Annotated in this window: 2 rRNA genes (1 of these 2 running past the window's edge); both read left to right on the top strand. The window is 56.0% G+C overall.

Going from position 1 to position 3,210, the window contains the following annotated elements:
- Nucleotides 1–2,862 (top strand): 23S ribosomal RNA (locus tag LY625_RS13250) (it extends 19 nt beyond the left edge of the window).
- 110 nt (nucleotides 2,863–2,972) lie between these two features.
- Nucleotides 2,973–3,086, top strand: a 5S ribosomal RNA gene (rrf, locus tag LY625_RS13255).
- Nucleotides 3,087–3,210: the final 124 nt, after the last annotated feature.

Below are 3,210 nucleotides of genomic sequence, written 5' to 3' on the forward strand. Positions count from 1 at the left end.
CACGGTGGATGCCTTGGCGGTCAGAGGCGATGAAGGACGTGGCAGCCTGCGAAAAGCGCGGGGGAGCTGGCAACAAGCATTGATCCCGCGATGTCCGAATGGGGAAACCCACTGCGCAAGCAGTATTGCATGGTGAATACATAGCCATGCAAGGCGAACCCGGTGAACTGAAATATCTAAGTAACCGGAGGAAAAGAAATCAACCGAGATTCCCTGAGTAGTGACGAGCGAACGGGGAACAGCCCTTAAGCTGATTGAGTTCTAGCAGAACAACCTGGAAAGGTTGGCCATAGACGGTGACAGCCCGGTATGTGAAAGGGCTCTTTCAGTGAAATCGAGTAGGGCGGGGCACGAGAAACCCTGTCTGAACATGGGGGGACCATCCTCCAAGGCTAAATACTCCTGACCGACCGATAGTGAACCAGTACCGTGAGGGAAAGGCGAAAAGAACCCCGGCGAGGGGAGTGAAATAGACCCTGAAACCGTGTGCGTACAAGCAGCAGGAGCCCTTCGGGGTGACTGCGTACCTTTTGTATAATGGGTCAGCGACTTATTGTTCGTGGCAAGCTTAACCGTATAGGGGAGGCGCAGGGAAACCGAGTCTGAATAGGGCGCATAGTCGCGGGCAATAGACCCGAAACCGGGTGATCTAGTCATGCCCAGGGTGAAGGTACCGTAACAGGTACTGGAGGCCCGAACCCACTCCCGTTGCAAAGGTAGGGGATGAGGTGTGATTAGGAGTGAAAAGCTAATCGAACCCGGAGATAGCTGGTTCTCCTCGAAAGCTATTTAGGTAGCGCCTCATGTGAATCTTCCTGGGGGTAGAGCACTGTTATGGCTAGGGGGTCATTGCGACTTACCAACCCATGGCAAACTCCGAATACCAGGACAGACTGCATGGGAGACACACGGCGGGTGCTAACGTCCGTCGTGGAAAGGGAAACAACCCAGACCCACAGCTAAGGTCCCAAATTACCGCTGAGTGGAAAACGAGGTGGAAAGGCACAGACAGCCAGGAGGTTGGCTTAGAAGCAGCCACCCTTTAAAGAAAGCGTAATAGCTCACTGGTCGAGTCGGTCTGCGCGGAAGATTTAACGGGGCTAAGCGGTAAACCGAAGCTTGGGGTGCACACCTCTGGTGTGCGCGGTAGAGGAGCGTTCCGTACGCCGTTGAAGGTGGATCGAGAGGTCTGCTGGAGGTATCGGAAGTGCGAATGCTGACATGAGTAACGATAATGCGGGTGAAAAGCCCGCACGCCGAAAGCCCAAGGTTTCCTTGCGCAACGTTAATCGACGCAGGGTGAGTCGGCCCCTAAGGCGAGGCAGAAATGCGTAGTCGATGGGAAGCTGGTTAATATTCCAGCACCTCGCGCACATGCGATGGAGGGACGGAGAAGGCTAGGTCTACCGGGCGTTGGTTGTCCCGGGGAAAGCAGGTAGGCGGGGATCTTTGGCAAATCCGGGATCCCATTCAACGCCGAGCAGCGAGACGAGTCCATTAGGACGAAGTGACTGATGCCACGCTTCCAGGAAAAGCTCCTAAGCTTCAGTGTGCGCAGACCGTACCGTAAACCGACACAGGTGGGCAGGATGAGAATTCTCAGGCGCTTGAGAGAACTCGGGTGAAGGAACTAGGCAACATGGCACCGTAACTTCGGGAGAAGGTGCGCCCCTGATGGTGGCCCATGCGGGCTATAGCTGTCGGGGGCCGCAGTGACCAGGCCGCTGCAACTGTTTATCAAAAACACAGGACTCTGCAAACACGAAAGTGGACGTATAGGGTCTGACGCCTGCCCGGTGCCGGAAGGTTAATTGATGGGGTCAGCCGCAAGGCGAAGCTCTTGATCGAAGCCCCGGTAAACGGCGGCCGTAACTATAACGGTCCTAAGGTAGCGAAATTCCTTGTCGGGTAAGTTCCGACCTGCACGAATGGCGTAATGATGGCGGCGCTGTCTCCACCCGAGACTCAGTGAAATTGAAATCGCTGTGAAGATGCAGCGTTCCCGTGGCAAGACGGAAAGACCCCGTGAACCTTTACTATAGCTTCACACTGAACGTTGAGTTCGTCTGTGTAGGATAGGTGGGAGGCTGTGAAACCAGGACGCCAGTTCTGGTGGAGCCATCCTTGAAATACCACCCTGTCGTGCTTGACGTTCTAACCTGGGCCCGTAATCCGGGTCGGGGACCGTGTGTGGTGGGTAGTTTGACTGGGGCGGTCTCCTCCCAAAGTGTAACGGAGGAGCACGAAGGTACGCTCAGCGCGGTCGGACATCGCGCACTGTGTGCAAAGGCATAAGCGTGCTTGACTGCAAGATCGACGGATCAAGCAGGTACGAAAGTAGGTCTTAGTGATCCGGTGGTTCTGTATGGAAGGGCCATCGCTCAACGGATAAAAGGTACTCCGGGGATAACAGGCTGATACCGCCCAAGAGTTCATATCGACGGCGGTGTTTGGCACCTCGATGTCGGCTCATCACATCCTGGGGCTGTAGTCGGTCCCAAGGGTATGGCTGTTCGCCATTTAAAGTGGTACGCGAGCTGGGTTCAGAACGTCGTGAGACAGTTCGGTCCCTATCTGCCATGGGCGTTGGAGATTTGAGAGGGGCTGCTCCTAGTACGAGAGGACCGGAGTGGACGAACCTCTGGTGTTCCGGTTGTCACGCCAGTGGCATTGCCGGGTAGCTACGTTCGGAAGCGATAACCGCTGAAAGCATCTAAGCGGGAAGCGCGCCTCAAGATGAGATCTCCCGGGAGCTTGACTCCCCTGAAGGAACCATCAAGACCAGGTGGTTGATAGGCTGGGTGTGTAAGTACAGCAATGTATTGAGCTAACCAGTACTAATGATCCGTGTGGCTTGACCATATAACCTCAAGTGGCCTTGGACTCGACGATACGTCGACATTCCAGGCACGACGCTCGCTACGTCCCAACCCCATGCCAGTCCGCGCCACAGGCGCGACTGCAACAGCTTGCTCAGTGACAATGGCTGTGTGGAACCACCCGATCCCATCCCGAACTCGGAAGTGAAACGCACACGCGCCGATGGTAGTGTGGGTCTCCCATGCGAGAGTAGGTCATCGCTGAGCATTTACCCCGCAAGGCCGGTCCCCGAAAGGGACCGGCCTTGCTCTTTTTCGGTTCCCGGAATCAGGCCACCGCACGTGCCGCGCTGACGAACAATGCCAGGACGCAGGCGAATCCGCCGGCCCA

This window comes from Lysobacter sp. GX 14042, from assembly GCF_021390425.1.
GTDB lineage: Bacteria > Pseudomonadota > Gammaproteobacteria > Xanthomonadales > Xanthomonadaceae > Novilysobacter.